The organism is Ignavibacteria bacterium (assembly GCA_017303675.1).
Lineage (GTDB): Bacteria > Bacteroidota > Ignavibacteria > Tepidaquicellales > OLB5 > OLB5.
In genome coordinates, this window is sequence record JAFLBX010000001.1 from 1529222 (window position 1) to 1553262 (window position 24041).

19 protein-coding genes are annotated in these 24041 nt (G+C 37.2%); 17 read left to right on the plus strand and 2 right to left on the minus strand.

The window, feature by feature from the left end; genetic code table 11:
- The first annotated feature begins 9 nt into the window (after positions 1–9).
- The 14 genes from mtnA to rsgA all read left to right on the plus strand — a co-directional run bounded on the left by mtnA (position 10) and on the right by rsgA (position 16569).
- Entirely contained in the window at positions 10–1086 is a 1077-nt protein-coding gene (gene mtnA, locus J0M37_06805; GenBank protein ID MBN8584791.1) for an S-methyl-5-thioribose-1-phosphate isomerase, read from the plus strand.
- On the plus strand, positions 1086–1799 hold the full coding sequence (recO, locus tag J0M37_06810; protein ID MBN8584792.1) for a DNA repair protein RecO: 714 nt from the start codon (positions 1086–1088) through the stop codon (positions 1797–1799). Before mtnA ends, recO begins: the two co-directional genes overlap by 1 nt.
- 92 nt (positions 1800–1891) lie before the next feature.
- A complete protein-coding gene (locus J0M37_06815; GenBank protein ID MBN8584793.1) occupies positions 1892–3412 on the plus strand; it encodes a Do family serine endopeptidase in 1521 nt (506 codons plus the stop codon).
- A gap of 141 nt (positions 3413–3553) precedes the next feature.
- On the plus strand, positions 3554–3922 hold the full coding sequence (locus J0M37_06820; GenBank protein ID MBN8584794.1) for a T9SS type A sorting domain-containing protein: 369 nt from the start codon (positions 3554–3556) through the stop codon (positions 3920–3922).
- 62 nt (positions 3923–3984) lie between these two features.
- Complete coding sequence (locus J0M37_06825; protein ID MBN8584795.1) at positions 3985–4905, plus strand: T9SS type A sorting domain-containing protein; 921 nt, start codon at positions 3985–3987, stop codon at positions 4903–4905.
- A 343-nt stretch (positions 4906–5248) separates the two neighbouring features.
- Positions 5249–6049, plus strand: a complete 801-nt coding sequence (locus tag J0M37_06830) for a PhzF family phenazine biosynthesis protein (protein ID MBN8584796.1) — start codon at positions 5249–5251, stop codon at positions 6047–6049.
- Complete coding sequence (locus tag J0M37_06835) at positions 6046–7347, plus strand: hypothetical protein (GenBank protein ID MBN8584797.1); 1302 nt, start codon at positions 6046–6048, stop codon at positions 7345–7347. The genes J0M37_06830 and J0M37_06835 overlap by 4 nt, the downstream gene beginning before the upstream one ends.
- A 450-nt stretch (positions 7348–7797) precedes the next feature.
- On the plus strand, positions 7798–9687 hold the full coding sequence (locus J0M37_06840; protein MBN8584798.1) for an ABC transporter ATP-binding protein: 1890 nt from the start codon (positions 7798–7800) through the stop codon (positions 9685–9687).
- 123 nt (positions 9688–9810) lie between these two features.
- Positions 9811–11640 (plus strand): ABC transporter ATP-binding protein, encoded by a 1830-nt coding sequence (locus J0M37_06845; protein MBN8584799.1) that lies wholly within the window; start codon positions 9811–9813, stop codon positions 11638–11640.
- Between the two features lie 233 nt (positions 11641–11873).
- Entirely contained in the window at positions 11874–12440 is a 567-nt protein-coding gene (locus tag J0M37_06850) for a hypothetical protein (protein ID MBN8584800.1), read from the plus strand.
- Positions 12430–13191: a class I SAM-dependent methyltransferase gene (locus J0M37_06855; protein MBN8584801.1), complete on the plus strand. Its 762-nt coding sequence runs from the start codon at positions 12430–12432 to the stop codon at positions 13189–13191. Before J0M37_06850 ends, J0M37_06855 begins: the two co-directional genes overlap by 11 nt.
- 122 nt (positions 13192–13313) lie before the next feature.
- Positions 13314–14291 carry a hypothetical protein gene (locus J0M37_06860; protein MBN8584802.1) on the plus strand — a complete coding sequence of 326 codons (978 nt, stop codon included), beginning with the start codon at positions 13314–13316 and terminating at the stop codon, positions 14289–14291.
- Positions 14292–14392: 101 nt separating this feature from the next.
- Positions 14393–15409, plus strand: a complete 1017-nt coding sequence (locus J0M37_06865; GenBank protein MBN8584803.1) for a GNAT family N-acetyltransferase — start codon at positions 14393–14395, stop codon at positions 15407–15409.
- 77 nt (positions 15410–15486) lie between these two features.
- The gene (gene rsgA / locus J0M37_06870; protein ID MBN8584804.1) at positions 15487–16569 is read left to right on the plus strand and encodes a ribosome small subunit-dependent GTPase A; all 1083 of its coding nucleotides are present in this window, start codon (positions 15487–15489) and stop codon (positions 16567–16569) included.
- A 502-nt stretch (positions 16570–17071) separates the two neighbouring features.
- Here rsgA and J0M37_06875 read toward each other — a convergent pair.
- Both J0M37_06875 and J0M37_06880 read right to left on the minus strand, forming a co-directional pair.
- Positions 17072–18412 (minus strand): S41 family peptidase, encoded by a 1341-nt coding sequence (locus tag J0M37_06875; GenBank protein ID MBN8584805.1) that lies wholly within the window; start codon positions 18410–18412, stop codon positions 17072–17074.
- A gap of 69 nt (positions 18413–18481) precedes the next feature.
- Entirely contained in the window at positions 18482–19429 is a 948-nt protein-coding gene (locus tag J0M37_06880) for a bifunctional helix-turn-helix transcriptional regulator/GNAT family N-acetyltransferase (protein ID MBN8584806.1), read from the minus strand.
- Between the two features lie 230 nt (positions 19430–19659).
- On the opposite strand from J0M37_06880, the gene typA reads away from it, so the two are divergent.
- The 3 genes from typA to J0M37_06895 all read left to right on the plus strand — a co-directional run bounded on the left by typA (position 19660) and on the right by J0M37_06895 (position 24040).
- Entirely contained in the window at positions 19660–21483 is a 1824-nt protein-coding gene (typA, locus tag J0M37_06885) for a translational GTPase TypA (protein ID MBN8584807.1), read from the plus strand.
- Between the two features lie 166 nt (positions 21484–21649).
- The gene (locus J0M37_06890; GenBank protein MBN8584808.1) at positions 21650–23347 is read left to right on the plus strand and encodes a M3 family oligoendopeptidase; all 1698 of its coding nucleotides are present in this window, start codon (positions 21650–21652) and stop codon (positions 23345–23347) included.
- Positions 23348–23377: 30 nt separating this feature from the next.
- Entirely contained in the window at positions 23378–24040 is a 663-nt protein-coding gene (locus J0M37_06895) for a hypothetical protein (protein MBN8584809.1), read from the plus strand.
- Position 24041: the final 1 nt, after the last annotated feature.

Consider the following 24041-nt stretch of genomic DNA (forward strand, 5'->3'; position numbering starts at 1 on the left):
GGTATAGGAATGACAGATAAGCTTGAATATACAAATAAACACGAGCTTATTTTCTTAGACCAGACACTTCTTCCACTTAAAGAGAAGTATCAAAAGACCAAAAGCTATAAAGATGTAGCCGAAGCAATTCAAAAGCTGAAAATAAGAGGCGCACCTCTTATCGGCATTGCCGCCGCTTACGGCGTTGTAATGGGTGTTCACCATTATGATACAGATAACAGGAAAAATTTTGAGATACATTTTTATAAAGTAACTGAAACCCTTCGAACTTCACGCCCGACTGCTAAAAACCTTTTCTACGCCCTCGATAGAATGACAAAGGTTTTTGAAGAGAACATAGATAAAGATTTTATTGAAATAGAAGACCTTCTCTTAAGAGAAGCTGATGCAATATTTGATGAAGACGCTGAAATGTGCAAACGTATCGGCGTAAACGGCGCTGAGCTTATCACTGATAAAATGACGATTTTAACTCACTGTAATGCAGGTGAGCTGGCTACCGGCGGCATTGGTACAGCCCTTGGAATTATTTATACAGCTAAACAGCAGGGTAAGGACCTGTTTGTGTATGCAGATGAAACCCGTCCGCTGCTGCAGGGCTCAAGGTTAACAGCTTACGAGCTGGCGCAGAATGAAATTGATTTCGATATAATAATTGATTCAATGGCTGCCAACTTGATGAAAGATGAAATGATAGATTGTGTAATTGTCGGCGCAGACAGGATAGCTTCAAACGGTGATGTTGTAAATAAAGTAGGAAGCTACTCACTTGCTGTTAACTGCGCGTTTCATAAAATTCCATTTTATGTAGCTGCGCCGGGCAGTACCATTGATTTTGAAATTCCGGACGGCTCAAAAATAGAAATTGAAGAACGTGACCCCGAAGAAGTTACCAGGGTGAACGGAGAAAAGATAACATTATCAGATTACAGTGTTATGAATCCCGCATTTGATCTTGTTCCTAATGAGCTTGTTACTGCTATCATAACCGAATATAAAGTGCATTACCCGCCGTATAATTTCGGCAGTTTGAAACAAATGTTCAGTTCATACATTCAAACTCTCAGAAACGAAGAAGAAAGTTAATGCCAATAGTCCAAACAGAAGCAGTGATATTAAAGTGTGATAATTACAGGGAAACCAGCAAGATCATCACTTTTTTTACGCTTTCACACGGTAAATTAAAATGTATCGCCAAAGGTGTCCGCAATTCCAGGTCACGCTGGGGCGGCGCTCTGCAAACTATGGCTCTTGTAAAAATAATGTTTTATTACAAAGAAACCAGGACACTGCATCTAATTTCAGGCGCCGAGCATCTAATTACTTTAAACAGTATTTATGATGATTTTGATAAAATGCAGTTCGGGTACAGAATGATAGAGCTTGTTAACAAAACTACTGCAGAATACCAGGAAAATACAAAAATTTACAATTTACTTGCAAATTCGCTGCAGATCCTGGAAAGTGCAACTAAAAACTATGTTAATGTGTTATTTAACTTTGAGCTTAGGCTGCTTGAGCTCTTAGGCTATAATATCAATATAGATGTATTACCCGGTGAGAATGTTGATTTTAAGGCTCAAAATAAATATTTTTACGAAAACAGGTTTTCACCAGGAGAGCAGAAAACCCTCGAGGTTTTAAGCGGGGGGAACTTTAATAGTATGATGGCTCTTAATATATCAAAGCAACAGGTATTTGCGCTTGAAAAATTTTTCGAAAATTACCTTCGTGATCATTTTGAACATGCGGGATTTTCAAATGCGAAAAAAGTTTTTAATTCACTTAAATTATTTTAGTTTTCAGTTCAATTAAGGAGAGAATAATATAAGTAATACATTCTTACTGTTTTTAACGCTGTTATCAAAAAGAAATAAGGAGAAAAAATAATATGCCAAGAAAATCAATAATAGCGGCAGGTTTTGTAGTGCTGCTTTCAATAATCTTCGGAGCTGTACTTATCGCTAATTTCAGCGGTGTAAAAGTGGTACACTCAGATACACAGGTTGAGTTTAATACAACTCCGCCAATTACTGTTAACCCGAATGTTAAAAGTCTTAACGATGCTTTTATAGAGATCAGCAAAACTGTTACACCAACAGTTGTATATATTGAAGTGAAATCAAAACCCGGAAAAAATGAGAACAATGAAACTCCGGGTGATCCCAACGATCCGTTCAGGTTCTTCTTCGGTCCCGATGGACAAATGCCGGATCCGGGCCCGCAAATGGGAAGCGGTTCAGGCGTTATCATTTCAAAAGATGGTTACATTGTTACCAACAACCACGTTGTTAAAGGTGCCGGCGAGCATGGTATAAAGGTAGTTTTGACCGATAAACGCGAATTTGATGCAAAAGTTATCGGGCTTGATGAAAATACTGATCTTGCTGTAATAAAGATCGAAGCAAATGACCTTCCTGTTATGTCACTGGGTAACTCCGATAATATCCAGGTAGGTGAGTGGGTTCTTGCTATCGGTAATCCGCTTGGTCTCAATTATACAGTTACAGCAGGTATCGTAAGTGCATTGGGCCGTAATATTGGTGTTAACGGCGGCGGTTATGCTATCGAAAATTTTATACAGACAGACGCTGCAATTAACCCGGGAAATTCCGGCGGAGCATTAGTTGATGTAAATGGCCAGTTAGTCGGTATCAATTCTGCAATTAAAACCAATACCGGTTATTACCAGGGCTACGGTTTTGCAATTCCAGTTAACATCGTTAAATCAGTTACACAGGAGCTTATTAAATCAGGTAAAGTTGTACGCGGTTATATCGGTGTGCAGATACAGACAGTTGATGAAACCATGGCAAAGGGTCTTGGATTAGATAAAGCCAGGGGAGTACTTGTACAGAGCGTTCAAAAAGGCGGCGGCGGTGATGAAGCCGGTCTCCAGGCGGGCGACGTGATCCTTTCAGTTGACGGGAAAGAAGTAAATGCTTCCAATGAGCTTCAGGTAATTATCAACAGTAAACGCCCCGGTGATATTGCCAAGCTTACAGTATTCAGAGATGGCAAAACAATTGAAAAAGATGTTACTTTAAAGCCAAGGGCTGAAGAAGAAAAACAGACTGCGCTTAACAATAAAGAAGATGAAGGCAGTAATAAAGGCGTAAATTCCACTACCGTTAAAGGTCTCGGTATCAGCGTACAGGATGTTTCTTCATCACTGAAGGAAAAGTATAATATTTCCGGCGGTGTGGTAGTGACCTCAGTTGATAAGTTCTCTGAGACTTTCTACCGCGGCCTTCAGGAAGGTTCAGTTATAATTGAAGCCAATAAGAAAAAGATCAATAATGCAGGTGACCTTGCCGATGCTTTAAGCGGCAAAACTTCAGGTGACCCTGTATTGTTAAAAATAGTAGATAAAAGCGGTTCAGAAAGAATTGTAGCTTTAAAAATGCAGTAAAACAGTTTTTGATGAGAAAACAGTACGTAAAGTGCTGTTTTCTCATCTTCTAAATATCACGGGTTTACAGTATATGTTGTATTGACATTAAAAACATTTATAATTAACTTTGCATAAGTATTTTAGAGATAAATCCAGTAAATGACGAAAGTTTACATACTAATATTAAGCCTATTCTTTGTCTTCGGCACTTTAAAAGTGAGCGCCGATAATAAAGAACAGCTTGTGGATCTTAAGGGTAATCCTGATAAGTTCGAACTCAATCAAAATTATCCCAATCCATTCAACCCATCTACACAGCTTTCGTATGATCTGAAGACCGATGGCAACGTTAAATTAACAGTTTTTAACCTTGTCGGACAGTCTGTGCGGGTTTTAGTAGACGGCTATCAAACAGCCGGATACTATGAAGTTACATTTGATGCTAACGATCTTCCCGCAGGCATTTACCTCTATAAACTGCAGGTCGGTGATTATTCTTCTGTAAAAAGAATGACACTGGTTAAGTAGTTTACCCGTAATACTTATCATTTAATAACATTTTCAAAAAACTTACCATTGGGGGTAATTTAATGATCAAATTCATTACGAGATTTGTATTTACCATTTTTGCAGTTTTACTTTCAGCGTCAGCAGTCCTTGCACAAAATTCAAACTTATATGTTATCGATAGTTTCGGTGATCACACAATGCCCGGCTGGTATTCAGGCGGCGATCTTACCATGAAATATTCTCACAAAGAGGATAACCTCGAAAACGGCTACGGTGTAATTTCCTCACAAAACAAGAATATCACACCGAATTCGTTCGCAGGTATCATCAGAAAAGAAGAAAAGCTGCAGGTTGCTGAAAATAACATTCTTTCAGTTATGCTTCAGGGTATCAATAACGATATGTCAGCTACTATCCAGATCTTATTCGATAAGAATAATGACGGCAAGTATGATGAAAACACTGATGTCAGGCTTGAATCAAAACCGCTCGGCATGAACTTTTCAGGATGGAAGGAAGTCCATTTCAATATCACACCTTCTGAATTTAAGGTTATTTCAAAAAGCAAAGATGACGATTTTTCGATTTTAGAGCAGGAAGCGCTGGGAATCCAGTTCTCATTCCAGACCGGTAAAGAATTCGTTGCCGGACCTGTTGAAACAGGCGTTGCGATGATCTCTGAGCGTTACAGCAAAGAGCTTAAACAGGAAACCGCTCAGACAGATATGAATAACGGTGAATCATATTTTACCGCAAGGAACTATCCTAACCCGTTTAACCCCGAAACAAAAATTACATACACATTAAAGAATTCAACCAGCGTTAAAATTACAGTTTATGACCGTTTAGGCCGTGAAGTTGTGGTTTTAGTTGATGAATCACAGAATGAAGGCGAACATTCAGTTACATTCAATGCCGCTAACCTTCCTTCAGGTGTTTACTTCTACAGGATCAAAACCCCTGAAATGGTTGAAGTTCAGAAGATGGTATTCACAAAATAATTTTCTCAATCCTGAGCGCAAGCGAAGGATCTCATAAATAGTGCAAGAATTTTAAAGCCGCTCAAATTTGAGCGGCTTTTTTGTTTTACTGCTTGTCATACCCGCGAAAGCGGGTATCTTGTGGTAAATTTTAGAAAGTACTTTATTGACGGATATACAAAACTTCAAATTTAACATACAAATGTTTTATTAGCTCAAATAGGAAAATTATATTTCCATACATTATAGTCCAATCCTTCATTTTCGTCTGGATACCCGCTTTCGCGGGTATGACAAATATACATATTGCTTAATCACAAACTTCCGATTATTTTTACCTGCATTTAAAAATTATCTTATCAAAATGAAACTACCAATATTCACAGTTGATGCTTTCACCAACGAACCCTTCAAAGGTAATCCCGCAGCAGTATGTTTACTAAAAGAAGATATCCCGACAAGCCTCATGCAGGAAATTGCATTCGAGCTTAATCTTGCTGAAACCGCATTCATACTTAAAGAACCTGAAAGCGATGTTTACAGCCTCCGCTGGATGACACCTGTCAGCGAAGTTGATCTCTGCGGCCACGCTACGCTTGCATCATCGCACATAATGTGGCAGGAAGGCATTGCTAAAAAGGATGAAACCATAAAGTTCAATACCCGAAGCGGACTGCTTACTTGCAAATATAACAACGGAAAAATTACTCTCGATTTTCCCGCGATACCACAGAAGGAAATTTCATACCCGCCTGAGCTTATCGATGCAATTGGCGGGGTACAGCCAAAGTATGTTGGAATGACAAAATGGAATTATATCATTGAGCTTGGCAGCGAATCAGATATCATAAATCTGAAACCTGATTTTAATGTGATGCTTAAGCTTCCGGGATGGGGAACCATCATTACCGCAGAAGCTAATATGCCGGGTTATGATTTCATCTCCCGCTTCTTCGCGCCTGAAAAAGGCATCCAGGAAGACCCCGTAACAGGTTCAGCGCACTGCGCACTTGCTCCCTATTGGCAGGGCAGGCTCGGCAAGAACACGTTCAAAGCCTACCAGGCATCAGAACGAGGCGGTACACTTGATATAGTTATTGAAGGCGAGAGAGTTATGCTAACCGGCGAAGCTGTTACTGTAATAAGAGGTGAGATAGAAGTATGAATTTTAAAATTATCGAATATTTAATAGGATTAATCGATGATTGGAAAACCCTAAAAGGTTTTTTAGTGATATCGCTAATATTTATTATAATTTCCATTTGGATTTTAAGTGACACATTTAATTCAACTATATTATTATTAATAATAATTCTTTTCATAATCTGGATATTTTTATGGCTATTTTTTTCACGTATATTCATAATAGGAAATAATAATAAGAAAATAATTGCTATTGCTATATCTATCGACCCGGAAGTAAAAAGAAATTTTAAAAGAATAATAACTAGGGTATATAACTATTTATCAGAAGAAAATTTAAGTAATGATATTAAATTTATTTTAATACCAAATGATTTGATTACAAATATCTTTAAAGCAAATAAATATCTAATAGAAAATAAATTAGATTTGATCTTGTGGGGTAATGGATTCTACGGAAATTTAAATAATGAAAAAGTATATCAATTTAAAATACAATATACACTTAAGATAAATGAATATATAAAAGATAATTTTGAATTTTTATTAAATGATATTTCAAAAATTCTTTTTAACAGAGCATGGAATGTCAAAGAAGCAAACGAATTAGATGAAATAATTACTGTATCGGATAATCTATTTGAAGTATGCTTATATATTATAGGTATATATTTTATATCGGATGATAAATCCGAACAAGCAATAAAATTGTTTAATAATTTAAAAATTTTCATCATAAAAGGGAATGCAGACAATTTATTAAAATCAGCAAGATTAGAGAAAATAGATAAAATGTTAGCTGAAGCATATTTTGTAACTGGTTTAAATGCACATCTTATTGGCGAAATGGAGAAGAGTAGGGATGCATTATTAAAAATTCCTGACTTAGTGATAAATAAAATTCCAATATACATCACATTAGCAAGAACATATTATTTTTTAGGCGATTTAAAACAAGCTAAATATTTTACTGATGAAATACGTTTATTAGATAAAAATCATTCGGTAGTATTCTTAAATAATGCTTTTTTTAGTATTCTTAATAAAAATTACAAAAAAGTCAGATACTGGTATGAAGAATTTCGAAAATTACATCAAATTAAAGATTTAGATTTATATTCAGTTATTGAATTTTTAGAAAATGAGTTTAATAAAAATAAAAGCGAATTTGCTTACATTTATGGTTTAGCAATAGTAAATGGGTTTATCGATATAATTATTATGAAAAGGGAGTTAAAAAAATTTATTACTAAAGCCAAGAAAAATAGGAATTATAGAACTTTAATTGAATCAGCAAACAATATCCTAAAGGAATTATAATATACATTCAATTGAATTTTTTAATTTATGATTTATATCCACCATTTTTAAAAATTTATTTTCAAATTTTCTTGACACTAATTTAAAAAATTTGTAAGTTTGTAATAACACAATTTAGAAGCAAATTTTAACTCACAAATATTTATAACTAACCAGAGCTTGTAAAAGGACTCTAAAACCAAAAAAAAATAAAATGAGAAACGGCATTAAAATATATATGATCCAGAATACAGCACCTATTACAGGTCTCTTTGTGGACATTTTATGCCCGCTGGTTAGCGATAAACGGAGGTTTTTAGGATAGAACCTCATAAAATACAAAAGTTTAAGCAAACCGCGGGTCATAAATAAGACTCGCGGTTTTTTTTTGTACAATAATTATCCCGTCTTCCCCTTTACAAGGGGAGTGTCCCGCTGAAAGCGGGACGAGGGGGTCTAAATAATAATGAAATGAAAAGTCTAAAGAAATTATTCGAAATATTAGGAAAATGGAAATATGAGTACATTGCAGCATCACTGCTGCTCATTGTTTCCGTTGGATTCAGATTGCTGGAGCCTAAAATACTCCAGATGACAGTAGATAAGATCATAGCTTTTTTTGTAACGGGCAAAGGCAACACCATTTCAGCAGATGACAGGATTACGAATTTCTTTTATTCCATACTGCCTGAGCTTAAAATAGAAAATTCCGGGATGATACTTGTTTATCTTGGGGTGATCTTTCTGATAATTGCACTGATGCGCGGAATAACAATGCTTTCATCAAGCGTAATTTCAGCAGCATCCACTGAAAAAGCTATGAAGAAGCTTCGTGACAGGCTTTTCAGCCACCTGCAGCATCTGCCTATGAAGTATTTCGGCAAAACACCAACAGGTGAGCTGATCCAGCGCTGCACAGGTGATGTTGAAACGGTGCGTAAATTTGCAACCATGCAGGTAACGGAATCAATAAGACTTGCAACTATTTTCATAGGCGCATTTATTATGATGTTTTTGGTAAGCCCCTCTTATGCGTTTATCGCTATCACTTTGTTTCCTGTAATGCTTCTGGCATCAGTATTCTTTTTCAAAAAAGAAGGTGAAATATGGACAAGGCATGAAGCTGAGCAGGATAAGCTTACTGCGATGGTACAGGAAAATCTTTCCGGTATCCGTGTTGTGAAGGCTTTCGCGAAGGAAAATTATGAAATTGAAAAATTCACAAAACAGAACGCCGAAAAACGAAGATGGGGAATGAAGCTGCTTAAGCTGCACTCAATTTATTGGCCGGGAAGCGATGTGCTTGTGTATACTCAGCTTGCGATATCAATTTTTGCAGGCGGGTATTACGTTCTTTCTAATCAGATAACTATTGGTGAATTCACCGCATTTTTTACATATGCTTCTTATGTAACCTGGCCAATGCGAAGGCTTGCCCAGCTAGTTAGTGAAATGGGTATGACGCGTGTTGCTATCGAGAGAATTTATTCGATCCTTGATCATCCGGGCGAAGATTATTCAGGTTTTGATAATGATAATAAAGAATTAAGCGGACTGATTGAATTTGATAATGTGTTCTTTAAATATGAAGATGAAGAAGCCAATATCCTCAACGGTGTTTCGATGAAGATAAAACCGGGTGAAAAAGTGGCTTTACTTGGACCTACAGGTGCAGGTAAATCAACCATCATTTCTCTGCTTATGAAATTCTATGAGCCCGATAGCGGCACAATAAAGATCGACGGAAGGAATATCAATGAATATTCCAGGCCGTATTTAAGAAGCAAAATAGGTGTGGTACTGCAGAAAGCATTTTTGTTCTCAACTTCAATTAAGGAAAATATCGCGTATTCAAATCCGGATACACATATCGAAGAGATTGTGGAATCAGCCAAGGTTGCAAATATTCATGATATAATAAGCGATCATTTCCCAAATTCATACGATACTGTGATTGGCGAAAAAGGAGTGACGCTTTCAGGGGGACAAAAACAGCGTGTAACGCTTGCCAGAACTCTGCTGAAAAATCCGGATATACTTGTGCTTGATGATTCAACATCTGCAATAGATACTGAAACGGAATTCGAAATTCAAAAAGCGCTTCGCGGAATAACAGCTGCCAAAACTACTATTGTTATTGCGCACAGGATAACATCTGTCCAGGATTGTGACAGGATCATTGTCCTTGATAAAGGCAGGGTTATTGAACAGGGAACTCATGAAGAGCTGATTGAAAATAACGGGTTCTACAAAAAAATATTCGATATCCAGGTTTCGATAGAAGATGAGATAAACGAGGATCTTGATAATGCAAAAGGCAAAAGTGAAAAGGAAAAAATTGAATCAGGTATATTAATATAATAAATATATTTTGATTTGTGTTTCATAATAGCCCCGCCCTTTAGGGCGGGGGATTAATTACACCACAATACAGGGACTTTTGTCCCAATTTATAAACAACAACGATTTTTAATTGCATATACAATGTCAAAACTAAAAGATAAACAATTTAAAACTAAAGGCGCTTTATGGCCGTTCCTGCGGAGGCTGCTGAAATACAGCTTTCGGTATCCCAAATGGGTAGCAGGTTTTACGGGATTCGTATTGCTGGTTGCGCTTGTAGAAGCGGTTTACCCGCTTGTATGGCTTAGCCTGCTTGATAATATCATAGTGCCTGCTGTTGATACATACAAAAATACCGGTGTAATGCCTGAAGTTGATTCCACCGGACTCAGAAATTACGGGCTTATTTTTCTTGGACTTGGATTAACGCTTTCTCTCGGTGTATTCTGTTTCATTAACTTTGCCGGCAGGATCCAGGAATATGTAATGTATGATATCCGCCAGGAGCTTTTTATCAAGCTGCAGGAATTATCGTTCTCATTCTTTGATAAATCCGCAGTAGGCTGGCTGCTCTCAAGGATATCTTCTGATACCGGGAAAGTAACTGAGCTTATATCCTGGTCAATGATAGAAGTTGTATGGGGCGGCGGAATGATAATCTTCTGTGTTACATCTATGTTCATTTACAACTGGAAGCTTGCGCTTATTGTTACTTTAACAATTCCAGTTTTAACGCTGATTTCCTTCAAATTGCGTATGCTTATCCTTAAATACTCCCGTGAAGCGCGCAAGTATAACAGCGAAATGACAGCAAGGTTCAATGAACATATCAACGGTGTTGAAGTCAACAAAAGCCTCGTCCAGGAAGAAAGAGTAAGTGATGATTTTAAGGACCTGAGCACAAAAATGAAAGTATCATCTTATAAAGCTGCGTATTACCAGGCTATTTTTATGCCTCTGATAATCTTCGGTGGCTCAATAGCTGCTGCATTTGTGATTTATTACGGCGGTTCGATGGCTATTACAATTCCTGCTGCAATTACAGTAGGTACGCTTGCTGCGTTTTTCGGTTATGCTACTATGATATTTGAGCCTATCCTGGATATTTCAAGGTTCTATTCACAGGCGCAGAACAGTATTTCAGCAGGTGAAAGGATATTTTCACTTATTGATACCGGGGCATTGATAGTAAATAAGCCGAATGCCGGAAATTACGGAAGAATAAACGGTGATATCGATTTTGAAAATGTTTCTTTCCATTATGAAGAAGGCAAACAGGTATTGACTGATATGAACCTGCATATTGATGCCGGAACTTCAGTTGCATTGGTTGGTGAAACCGGCGGCGGCAAGTCAACTATAATCAATCTCATCTGCAGGTTCTATGAGCCGACAGGCGGAGTAATAAAGATTGACGGTTTGGATTATAAGGATAACACTATGGAAAGCTTAAGAAGCCAGCTTGGTGTTGTACTTCAGAGCCCGCATCTTTTCAGCGGTACTGTTAAAGAAAATATCAGTTACGGAAGGGAAGATGCAAGCGATATAGAAATTTTGAACGCATTGAGTGTTGTTGGAGCAAATGATTTCATTGAAAGGCTTGATGAACAGGTTGGTGAAGGCGGCGAACATCTTTCTATGGGTGAAAAACAGCTCATTTCATTCGCTCGAGCTGTACTTGCTGATCCCAGGATATTTATAATGGATGAAGCTACATCTTCAGTTGATACTTTAACTGAAGCAAAAATTCAGCACGGCATTGCCGGAATTATGGAAGGGCGTACATCGCTTATAATAGCTCACAGGCTTTCTACTATTAAACATTGCGACAGGATACTTGTAATAAATAAAGGTCGAATTGTTGAAGACGGAAGCCATTCAGACCTGATTAAAAAGCAGGGCGCATATTTCAGGCTGTATACCAGGCAGCTTAGAGAGCAAAGAGAAAAAGAAGTGATGAATGTGGCGTAACAACTTTCAATTAACTATGATCAATGAACAATTAGCAATTAACAATTAACAATTAACGGCGAGCTAATTTTTCAAGAATTTATAATTCTTAGCTCCGTAGGAGCGAAATGTTTGCCTGCCTTATTGAGCGAAGCGAAAGAAGGTAGTAAAATAAGCCATTTGTTATCAGCTCCGTAGGAGCGGTATGTTTGTAGAAAAAACAAATTTAGTTTTTAGAGCTCCGTAGGAGCGAAATGTTTAAAAGAAAAATGGAAATGAATAATAATTTAATACAATGTTACGGCTGCAAAGCTGTAATTAAAAATATAAACGGACCCAAACATTCATACATTGGTTCTGACGCCGGCTGCTGGGATATTTTCTGCACTGTGCTTGCCAAAGAATATACTGAATATAACGAGCTTTGGCAGACCCATAGGCTGACTGTAGATACATATGCAGCCCAGCATCCCGGAAACCCCGGCAGAAAAGAAATACAATCTGTATTTATACATTTAACAAGGCTTTACCTGCAGCTGGAAAAAGGATTAACCGGTAAACACGCAAACGATGTTATGCTTAATATTTCAAAATTCAAAGAGCAGTTTGTATGGCTTGATCCTCTGCCGGATTTTTCCGGAACTATGAATATCACTGATATTGCTGCGGCGAAAAATATAGCTGAACATAAAAAAGCTGTAGAGGGCTGGGCAATTGATGTTTGGAATGCATGGAAACGTCATCATGATACTATCAGGTATTTTGTTGAATACAACAATATATTATCGCAAAACTTAAAGGAACGCATTTATGGAAAATGAATATTATTACAATGAAGCGGTTTCAAGATTCTATGACCCCGTTTATGATACACTTGAATTTCTGAAACCTGCTCAAAAATTCTACCAGGAAGAAATTAAAAACGCCGGTGGAACTGTTCTTGAAGCAGGTGTAGGTACCGGCAGGATCTTTCTTCCTGCTTTAAACAGCGGGGCTGATATATACGGAGTAGATTTCAGCGAAAGGATGCTTGCAAGGCTTAAAGAAAAGCTGCCCGCTGATATGCATTACCGTATCTGGCAGGAAGACCTTAGAAGGTTTGATTCAGGTAAATCATTCAAACTGGTAATTATGCCTTTCAGGGTTTTTCAGCATATGCTTACAATTGATGACCAGCTTAATACATTGAACCGGATATATAATGTTCTGGATGAAGGCGGAAGATTGATATTTGATGTTTTCAATCCCGATCTGAAAAGGCTGATAAATCCTGTAGATAACCTGCTGGAATTTGACGGAGAATACAAGCCGGGAGCCCGGCTTCAGAGGTATGTTTCTGTAAGTTATAAAAATGAGCTGCAGATGCTCGATCTTAAATTCCGTTTTGTTTGGGATGAGAACGATAAGGAATTGACCGATGAATTTATCGCGCCAATGCGGTATTTCTTCCGCTATGAGCTTGAGAATTTGGTCGGAAGGACAAAGTTCAGGCTGGAAAAATTTTTCGGTAATTTTGACCGTGAAGATTGTAACAGTTCTTCAAAAGAACAAATATTGATCCTGAAGAAATGAATCGATTGCACCAAATAAAAGACGATGAAAGTTATTGAATTCTGTATAAATACTGAATTATAATCAACAAACTTTGCGAGCCGCAGGCGAAGCAATCTTTAAAAATAATATAGAAAAATATTTTGTTTGAATTTATATCTCTGAAATATCCGGATGAAATCCTTCTGGAAAAGTACTTCCATCTTTCTGAAGAAATTAACAGAAAATATTATCCTGATACTCATTCTACGGTGATTTCAATTTCTGAATTTAAAAAGCAGCTCTTTGCGGGTACTTCTGCTGATGAAAATGAACTGATTATTTTAATTACATATAACAATGTTTCTTATGCATGGCTTGAGTGCAGCGTGTGGGATAACATACTTTATTGTAAGTTTGAATACATATCAGGCGATTATGATGAAGTTTTATTTAAATCAGTTTTGGCGAAAATTTCTGAAATAAAAAAAGATAAAAATTGTTTATCTGCTGAGCTTATAATATACAGGGAACCACTTATAAAATGGATGCAAAAAATGAATGTCCCGGTATCGGAAAAAATTCTTTTTTCCAAACTCGATCGCAAAGATATGAATATTGTTTTATATAATGAAATTATAAACTCAAGCGGACTTAATGACCTGAAACTGAGCTGTTATAATATTGTTCCTGAAGAGCTTATAGTTAAGTTTGTAGAAACAGTAAATTCCTGTATTAAAGATAAAGAGGCTTTGAATGAATTTCAGCATGATTATCCGCCGTTGACTCCGGATGAATGGTATAAAGATAAACAGGAGCTAACTGCCATGGGAATAAAGCTTGAAATTTTGGTTTTATCTGATAATACCGGTAACATTGCAGGAATATGCTGGGTATGTATAGATTCCGGCAGCAAAAACGTAGTTCGTCATAATGGAGGATTTACCGCAGTAAATCGTTCATTTAGGGGAAGAGGAATTGTAAGATTTTTAAAAGCAAAATTGTATTTAAAATTACTGAATGAAAACAAGGATTTTAGTTATATAACTACAGATACAATGCCATGGAATAAATATATGTACAAGATCAACGAAGAATTCGGGTTTAAGCCATACCGGAACGGCTGCGTTTTTACTTTTTAATAATTTAAAATATAAAAATTAACAAATGCTTCATGAAAATATTAAGTTCGTTCCTGCAGCAGAATTTATACTGCTCTTAAATAAAATGATCTGTTGAAAATATGACCAAAGCTAAATTGCTAAATGATCTCTCACCGGATGAGCTTGAGAGCCATTTCGAAATGGTACAAAGAATCCAAAAGAAATACAACCCCGGATCCTTTGAACCTGATGAAACTCCGGAGGATTGGAAAAAAGAGTGGGATAAATTATATGAGGCTTACAAAAGTAAATCGTTTGAACAGTATTCAATATTTATTGATGATGTTTCTGTGGGCTGGGTGGGATTTATGCTTGATAGCCGCTCCGCCAGCTTTAATTTTAATTTCGATGGCGACAGCATCAGCCAATTATTGCTTAGGGTAATGCTTGGCAAAGTTCATGAATACATGCTTAAATATGATATCAAAGAGATTTATCACTGGACTTTTGAAAGCAGGAATATTGCGGCTTTAAAAGGTATTGGTGCGGAAATTCATGAAGAGATGATAAATACAAAAATTCTGAGAAATGAAATGAATAGTGAATTTTATAATAACATCATTTCCAATACAGATATATCAGGATATAATCTTTTGTTTTATGAAGAACTGCCTGATGAGCTGTATGATAACTTTACATTATTGATGTATGATATTCTAGATGACTACCGTAACTTAAACCCGGTGAAACAACAAAGAAAACGTATGGAAAAGGAAGATTGGAAACTAAGAGATAACTCAGAAAAACTAACAGGCGCGAAAATGCAAATGTATGCGCTTTTAACTCCGGAAAATGATATAGCCGCATATTGTTCCTTATATATTGATAAGGATAATAAAGAAACCATAAGGCATAGTGGTGGTTTCACCGCAGTGGCAAGGAATCACAGGGGCAAAGGTTTTGCAAAGTTTCTGAAAGCTAAAATGTATCTGAAGCTGCTTGAAGAAAATAAGGATTTTATAGATATTGAAACAGATACTATGCCATGGAATACATATATGTACCGCATAAATGAAGAATTCGGATTTAAACCGGTTAAATACGGTTACGATTTCAAACTAACCAGAGAATTCATTAAAAACTACTTAAATTTGTAATATTGATAAATATAAATAAACTCCTCGTTGTTGGTGTTGTCACCAACAACAGAAATTAAGTTAAAATCAAATTATTATTGAATAAAAAACAAGATTTAAAACAATACGGATGGAATGATTTTTTTGAAGCATATTTTGCAGAATATGCTGCTAAAGGATTATATGCCGCAAGAGTAGCGGTTGAACACAGAAATTATTACGAGCTGTACTCTGAATTCGGCGAGCTTACAGCGGAAAAATCAGGTAAGCTGTTTTACAGCACCGATGATTCCAACTTACTGCCCGCAGTGGGTGATTGGGTTGTTTTTAAACACATTCCGGATGAAAATAAAGCGTTCATAACAGATGTGCTGCCGAGGAAAACGAAGTTTTCCAGGAAGAAAGCTGGCTCAACCACAGAAGAGCAGATCGTCGCGGCGAATGTTGATACGGTATTCATAATCAGCTCGCTGAACCAGGACCTCAACATGCGGCGTATGGAGCGTTACATGGCTCTTGCATGGGATAATAATGTAAAACCTGTCATACTGCTCAGCAAAGCTGATCTGTGTGATGATGTTTTTGCTAAGCTTGTTGAAGTTCAGCAGCGTTTCCAGGGAGTTGATGTGCATATTGTAAGCGCTTTGCAAAAAGCGGGTATTGATGAGCTGTTGAAATACTTCGAAGGCAATCAGACGATTGCCGTTATAGGTTCATCGGGTGTGGGTAAATCAACCCTGATAAACAGCATGCTTGACTGGGAAAAGATGAATGTATCAGAAATTGGGCTGTACAAAGATAAAGGCAGGCATACTACAACTCACCGTGAATTAACACTTGTGCCGGGCGGGGGACTCATAATAGATACACCCGGAATGCGTGAAATACAGATGTGGGAGGGCGCTGAGGGTTTGAGCGAACTATTTGAGGATATCGAAAAGCTTATTGTGGAGTGTAAGTTCTCGGATTGTAAGCATGAATCAGAGCCAGGCTGTGCCGTAAAAGGCGCTATTGAACGGGGAGAGCTTGATGAGGCCAGGTTTAAAAGCTACAAAAAACTGCTGAACGAAGTAAGTTATTTTGAGCGCAAACAGGATAAAAAAGCGCAGCTTGAAGAAAAGAAAAAATGGAAGAAGATCTCACAGCTTGGTAAACAGATAGGGAAGGAAAAGAGAGAGTGAGTCTTTTTGTCACCCTGAACTTGTTTCAGGGTCTGCCTGCATACTTTAAAATTTAAGATTTAAAGTAAGATTTTTTTAACTTAAGATAAGCATTCTAAAAAATACTTTTTCCAAATAGATGCTGAAAGGAGTTCAGCATGACAAGGTTTCAGTATTGAGCAGTAATGCTCGTCAGGTCTGAGGACCTGACGGTAACTTAAAAAAGAGAGAATAAATAAGGTCTTACTTTGCGAGCGTAGCGAAGCAATCTCGTCAATTATTCATAAGACTGCTTCGTCACTTTGTTCCTCGTAGAGTATCAGCATCTGGTGGTGTCGGGTCTTTCGACCCGACACGATAAAAATCCCCCTTAGAAAAGGGGGACTTGATCTACTAACATGAGATTTGCTTCAATTAATCTTAAATTTTGAGTATCTATTAATCTGCGATGGGGATTTTCTTCTCCGGAGTGCATCAACTGTGTTGATGCATGCATTGACGCAGCCAATGCACTCCAGAAATTTTAATTCGTCCTCTTCGATTTATCTACATGCCCGTCATTATACAACCCGTTTACTTCATATACCACACCAAGCGCATCTTTTACAAATTTCAGCCTGAAGAATTCAAGATCTTTAAACATAAATGTATCTTCAGTCATTGGGGTCATAGCGTATTTCTGTCTGCCTTTGCGCTGGTAATAAAGTTTGCCGCCTTCATACGTAATTGTTCTGTCATCATATGTGCCTGCGTAGCTTTTTAACATAGTTTCATCAATTACCGGTGCATTAAGAAGAGCATTCAGTGATTCCACCATCCAGTTATATGTCATTATTTCCTGCTCATCTTTTGAGCTTTCTGCAAGCTTTTTTAAGGCAAGTATCTGCGCCTGTTCAAGGGCAAGCTCTGATTTTACATCAACATCAGGTGAAACTCCTGTACCTTCCCAGTTGGTATTTGTGATCGGATTAATAGCTCGTCCTGTCGGAACAAACATTGAAAATCCTTCATTAATTGCCATAGCACCGCCCGGATGTGCACCGCCGCCTGTTGTTTCTCCCACTATGGTCGCGCGCTTCAGGTTCTTTAGATTATATGAAAATTCTTCTGCTCCTGAAAAAGTGAATTTGCTTGTAAGTACATAAACCGGAACATCCAGCATTCTTTTCCCTTCAATTTTACGCAGCGTCCAGTATTCTTTGGTTTCGTCAGTTGGTCTGTAATATAAAGAATTCAGGTGAACAGGGGTTTCATTAAATAAATAGCTGCACATTAACTGTACGCCGGCGGGGTCTCCGCCCCCGTTGAGACGCAGATCAAAGATTATCGCATCGGTGTTCTCTAAGAATTTCATAACTGATGCTACTGTTTCTCTGGAGTAATCAGGTGATGCAAAATTCCTGAAATCAACATAACCGATATTTCCCGGCAACCTTTCAACTTTTTTGAAACCGTAATTTTCTTTTTTCATCATTTCATTCCAGTGTTTCTCATCATTTTTATCATTGCCGTTTTTTTCCTTTTCAATAAGCCGCTTAGAATCTTCAGGTGAAAATCTAACCCTGATATGTTTATCTTTGCTGACTGACTGAAGGTCCTCGGTCAGTTTCTCAGCAAACTTCATAGGATCATCTATTTTTTCATAAGTGCCGGCTGTGAGGTTTTGCTTTATTAGTTCTCCCATTTTTTTAGCCATATCAGGGAAAATGTAATTCTCATCCAGCAGCCTGGAAATTTTTTTAATTGTTTGCTCTTTTACTTTTGAATCAAGATTAAAATTTACAAATCCATCCTGCTGCGCAAATGATATTTTTGCGGCAATCATAAAGCCTACGAATAGTATTAAAATCTTTAATTTAAGCATTTATATAACTCCTTATGTATAATTTATATTTAATAAGACGCTTCAAATAGGAAAATAGTTTCATTCAGTTTATATTACTTTTAATTCCATTTTTATAGTTGACCGGGCATATTTGGAATTATGGTTTTCGGTGAGGGTAAAACCAAGTTTTTTATACAATTTCATTGCTGCAATAAGTTTAACGTTGGTTTCAAGGAATAGTACATCAGCGTTTTTTTGCCCGGCAAGGCGGATTATTTCTTCAGCAAGTTTTTTGCCTATCTGTTTGCCCTGAACATTTTCTGTGACAGCCATTTTGGCAAGTTCAAATTCTTTATCTGTGAATTTTATCAATGCAGCAGTTCCTACGATCTCACCTTTATATTTGGCAAAAATTACTTCACCGCCTTTATTAATTATTTCTTCCCTTGGATTCCCGAGTAGCTTTTCATCTTCGGGTTCAACTTTAAAATATTTTTCAAGCCATTCGTAGTTAAGGGTCTTGAATAATTCTTTGTATTCATCGCTATAGCCTAATATCTCAATTCTGTCAAGCTGCTTTTCCTTTATTTTTTCACTAACCCTCGAGTACATATCTTTATCATCCAGCGCGCTTTCAATTTTATTTACTACAAACATTAGATCAAATCCTGTTTCTTTGAAAATATCTCTGATCGCATCTTCGAATCCCTGCCAAACAGGTTTTAATTCATCAAGCATTACCAGCCCTTTGGGCGATAAAGCAAGCAGCTTTTTGCGTGTATCTGATTTATCTTTTACAACCTTTACCAGCCCTTTTTTGATCAACACATTAGCTATCTGTGTAACAGCCGGCTGAGTGTAGCCAAGCTCTGTTGTTATTTCAGAAATGTTCAGCGGAGATTTTTGGCTAAGCAGGCTGAACATTGTAAACCAGCGCGGCTCAAAATCTATATTTTGTGTCTCGTAGATTTTCGCTCCATCCTGCATGAACCTGTCAGTTAAAAGCCTTAATCTTGTTCCAAATGCAACTTCACCTAATTGTTTAATGAATTCCATGTTTTTATAAATTAATATATATAAGCACTTATATAAATATAGTTGTAAAAAATTTAAAATGCAAGTTAATGTTTAAAAATCTATCAATTATAGGGCATTTTGACTATTATTTAATGAAAATTTTACCTATCTTGTGATGTCAAAATTATAGATTTTCATTCTCAAAATCCCTCAATTTAGACACTTAAATCACTTAAAACTCTCAATTAATCAAAGAAACAGGATATATTTTGAAGAAACTTGTTCATAATGATAAGATACGTAATATTGCAATTATTGCTCATGTTGATCATGGTAAAACTACACTCGTTGACCATATGTTCAGGCAAAGCGGTATGTTCCGCGAAAACCAGGAAGTGGCTGAACGAGTTATGGATAATATGGACCTTGAGCGTGAACGCGGCATCACAATTGCAGCCAAGAACTGCTCGGTTTTATGGAACGGTGTCAAAATAAATATTTTGGATACCCCCGGTCACGCTGATTTTGGCGGAGAAGTTGAACGCGCATTAATGATGGTTGACGGAGCGATACTTCTTGTTGATGCTTCTGAAGGTCCGCTGCCGCAAACCAGGTTTGTTTTAAAGAAAGCTTTAACTTCAGATAAAAAAATTATTGTTCTCATAAATAAGATTGACAGAAAAGACGCTCGAGCTAAAGAAGTACTTGACGAAATTTATAACCTGTTCATTGATCTCGACGCTACTGAAGAACAGATCGAGTTTCCCATACTCTACGCAATCGGCAGAGAAGGTATTGCCCAGCATACGCTTGATGGCAGGGGAACAGATCTGGCGCCGTTATTCGATAAGATACTGGAAGTAATTCCAGGTCCGGCATACGATGTTGAGGAACCGCTGCAGATCCTTGTCTCTGATCTTGATTACTCAGATTACATAGGCAGGCTGGCTATTGGAAGAGTTGCAAACGGCAATGCTCATATTAATGATTCACTTGTATGCATTGGCGAAGATGGCACTCAAAAGCCGCTGAAGATCACAAAGCTCCAGGTTTATGAAGGCTTGAAGCTGAAGGAAGTAGAAAATGCTGAACCCGGCGAAATCGCGATCTTATCGGGAATTGAAGATGTTCATATAGGTGATACGATCTGCAGTAAAGATAATCCTAAAGCATTGAAAAGAATTGTTGTTGATGAACCTACTATTTCTATGGTGTTCGGAATAAACACCTCGCCTTTTTCAGGAAAGGACGGAAAGTATGTTCAGTCAGCAAAGCTTAAAGAAAGATTAATAAAGGAAACTCTGCGAAATGTTGCTTTAAAGGTTGAAGAATCAGATAATGCGGACTCATTTATTGTAAAAGGCAGAGGCGAGTTCCAGATGGTCATACTTATTGAAACGCTGCGCCGGGAAGGATACGAAATGTCGGTAGGAAGGCCGCATGTTATTTACAAAGAAAAGGACGGTAAAAAAGTTGAGCCAATCGAACATTTGTTCATTGATTGCGAAGAAAGCTTTGTGGGTATAGTTACTGATAAGTTATCCCAGCGTAAAGGCAGAATGGTTAACCTGGTTAATCACGGAACAGGCAGGGTAAGGCTTGAATTCACGATTCCTTCACGCGGGCTGATAGGTTACAGGAATGAATTCCTTACCGATACCAAAGGTACCGGGATAATGAATTCTTACCTCGAAAGCTATGAAGAATACCGCGGAGATTTCCCGGTCAGAAACACCGGCTCACTTATCTCAGACAGGCAGGGAGAAACTACCGGTTATGCGCTGTTTAATCTTGAGCCGCGCGGAACGCTATTCTGCTCACCCGGCGAAGCTGTTTATGAAGGCATGATTGTTGGCGAGCATAACAGGGATAATGACCTTAACGTGAATGCATGCAAACCCAAGAAGCTTTCTAATATGAGGGCATCAAGTAAAGATGAAAGTATAATCTTAACGCCTGTTGCGCCTATGACCCTTGAAAAAGCTATAGAATTCATCAATGATGATGAAATTGTTGAAGTTACACCTAAAAATATAAGGTTAAGAAAGACAGTTCTTTCGGCGCAGAAAAGACAATCAGGCGGAAAGAGCTAAATCACAGTTCAGCAAGATATGGTTCAGCATTCATCTAAACTAATAAGCTGAATTAACGCTAACTGAATATGTTACAAATAATCTTAACTTTTCTGTATAAATTAATTGTAAACTTTATTAAATTACGTGATTATTATTTTGAATAAATTAAAATCTAATTAAACAAATGAAATTCAGTGAAATAGAATACAAACGCCCGAACGTATCAGATATATCAGAAAAATTTGAGCACCTGGTGAATTTATTTCAAAAAGCTGAAAGCTTTGATGAACAGGATGCATTGATAAGAAATATAAACGACCTGCGCATGGAATTCCAGACACTTGGAACGATTGCCAGCATAAAATATTCAATTGATACAAATGATAAGGAGTTTGAAGAAGAGCAGAATTTTTATGACGCGAATTCTCCTGTATTTGACGGGCTTGTTCACAAATACTATACTGCAATTGTTAATTCAAAATTCCGCCCTGAGCTTGAAAAAAAATGGGGCAAACAGCTTTTTGATGTTGCGGAAGTGACCCTCAGGACGTTTTCACCTGAAATACTCGAAGACCTGAAAAAGGAAAATGAATTAAGAACAGATTACTCCAAGCTACTGGCTTCAGCTAAAATATTTTTTGACGGCGAAGAAAGAAATCTGCAGGGACTGATCCCCTACATGGAATCCACTGACAGGGAAATGAGAAAAGCTGCTAACGAAGCCAAATGGAAGTTCTTTTCTGATAATGAAGAAGAGTTTGACAGGCTTTATGATGAGCTTGTAAAAATTAGAGCAAAGATGGCAACCAAGCTGGGATATAAAAATTTTGTGCAGATGGGTTATGACAGAATGGGAAGAACAGACTATAATGCTGAAATGGTTAAGAATTTCCGCGACCAGGTACTGGAAACAATTGTACCCATTGCTGTAAAGCTTAAACAGAAACAGCAGAAAAGACTCGGGCTGGATTCATTTAAATATTACGATCAGCCGCTTGACTATAAATCTGGCAACGCAAAGCCTCACGGCTCACCTGACTGGATCGTAAGCTGCGCTAAAAATATGTATTCAGAGCTTTCGCCTGAAACTAATGAGTTCTTCAACTTCATGCTTGATAATGAAATGATGGATCTTGTTAACAAAAAGGGGAAAGATACCGGCGGTTACTGCACATTCATAGAAAAGTATAAATCACCGTTCATATTTTCAAATTTCAACGGAACAATGGGTGATATTGAAGTATTGACCCATGAAGCCGGGCATGCCTTCCAGGCATATTCAAGCCGTAATTTTGAAATTCCTGAATATTTCTTCCCGACATCAGAAGCCTGTGAAATACATTCCATGAGCATGGAATTCTTAACATGGCCTTGGATGAACTGCTTCTTTAAAGACCAGACCGATATGTTTAAGTACTCGCATTTAAAAGGCTCGGTAATATTTATTCCATACGGAGTATCTGTTGATGAATTTCAGCACTGGGTTTATGATAACCCTGAAGCTACACCGGCTGAAAGAAAACAGGCATGGCTTGATATTGAAAAGAAATACCTGCCTTATATTGATTATGATGATAACGAATTCCTTGAAAAAGGCGGCAGATGGCAGCAGCAGAGACATATCTATTTAAGCCCGTTCTATTATATAGATTACTGTCTTGCACAGATATGCGCTTTCCAGTTCTGGAAAAAATCCAATGAGAACAGGGAGCAGGCTCTTGAAGATTATTTAAGGCTTTGCAAAGCAGGCGGTAGCCAGTCATTTTTAGGACTTGTTAAAACCGCAGGTCTCATTTCACCTTTTGAAGACGGCTGCCTTAAATCATTTATGGGCGTTATAGATAACTGGCTTGAAAATTTTGACGATGCCAGCGTAAACTAAAATTTTATTTCCTGGTTTGAAGGAGGGAAAATGAACAATTTAATTATTGCAATTTTGGCTTTGTTTATTTTTAGTTCTGCAGTAAATGCAGACCTCCTTCCCGAAGGAAAGAAAAAAATACAATACAGCTTTTCTGTTACCAATACCGATTCCTTTCCCGGCTATACTTTTATAGCTTTCCCTATTAATTCCTCAAACGGAAGACCAATGATATTCGCTTCTGTGATCAATAAAGATATCAATATAAGCCTTTCCTGCAGATTTGGTGTGCCTGTTTTATATGCTGTTAAAACCGTTGATTTTGATCAGCGTAAATTTGATTCTTTAAATCTTCTGGATAATGATGATATAAGGGCTAAAGAGCTTGAAAGCTTTATTTTAAGCAGCAAATTTATTCCTTCTATAAAAATAGTATGCAGCTCTTATGCTGATAAAGATGCCGGATATTATTACGTTGAAGAATTATTCAGGATCGAAAAGATAGATACCGATACTATGAATGTAAGGTCAGTGAAAACAATATATAAAGATAAAAATAATAACATCATCGATGCAAAAGATTCCAAAAGTAATATAAAAGATGATATAGTTTCTCCGGCTGAAAAATATTCACCTTATTTGTTCATAATAATTCCGGTACTTGCCTTAATTGCAGTAGTTTCCATCCTTCTTATCAGGAAAATGAAGAAGTAAT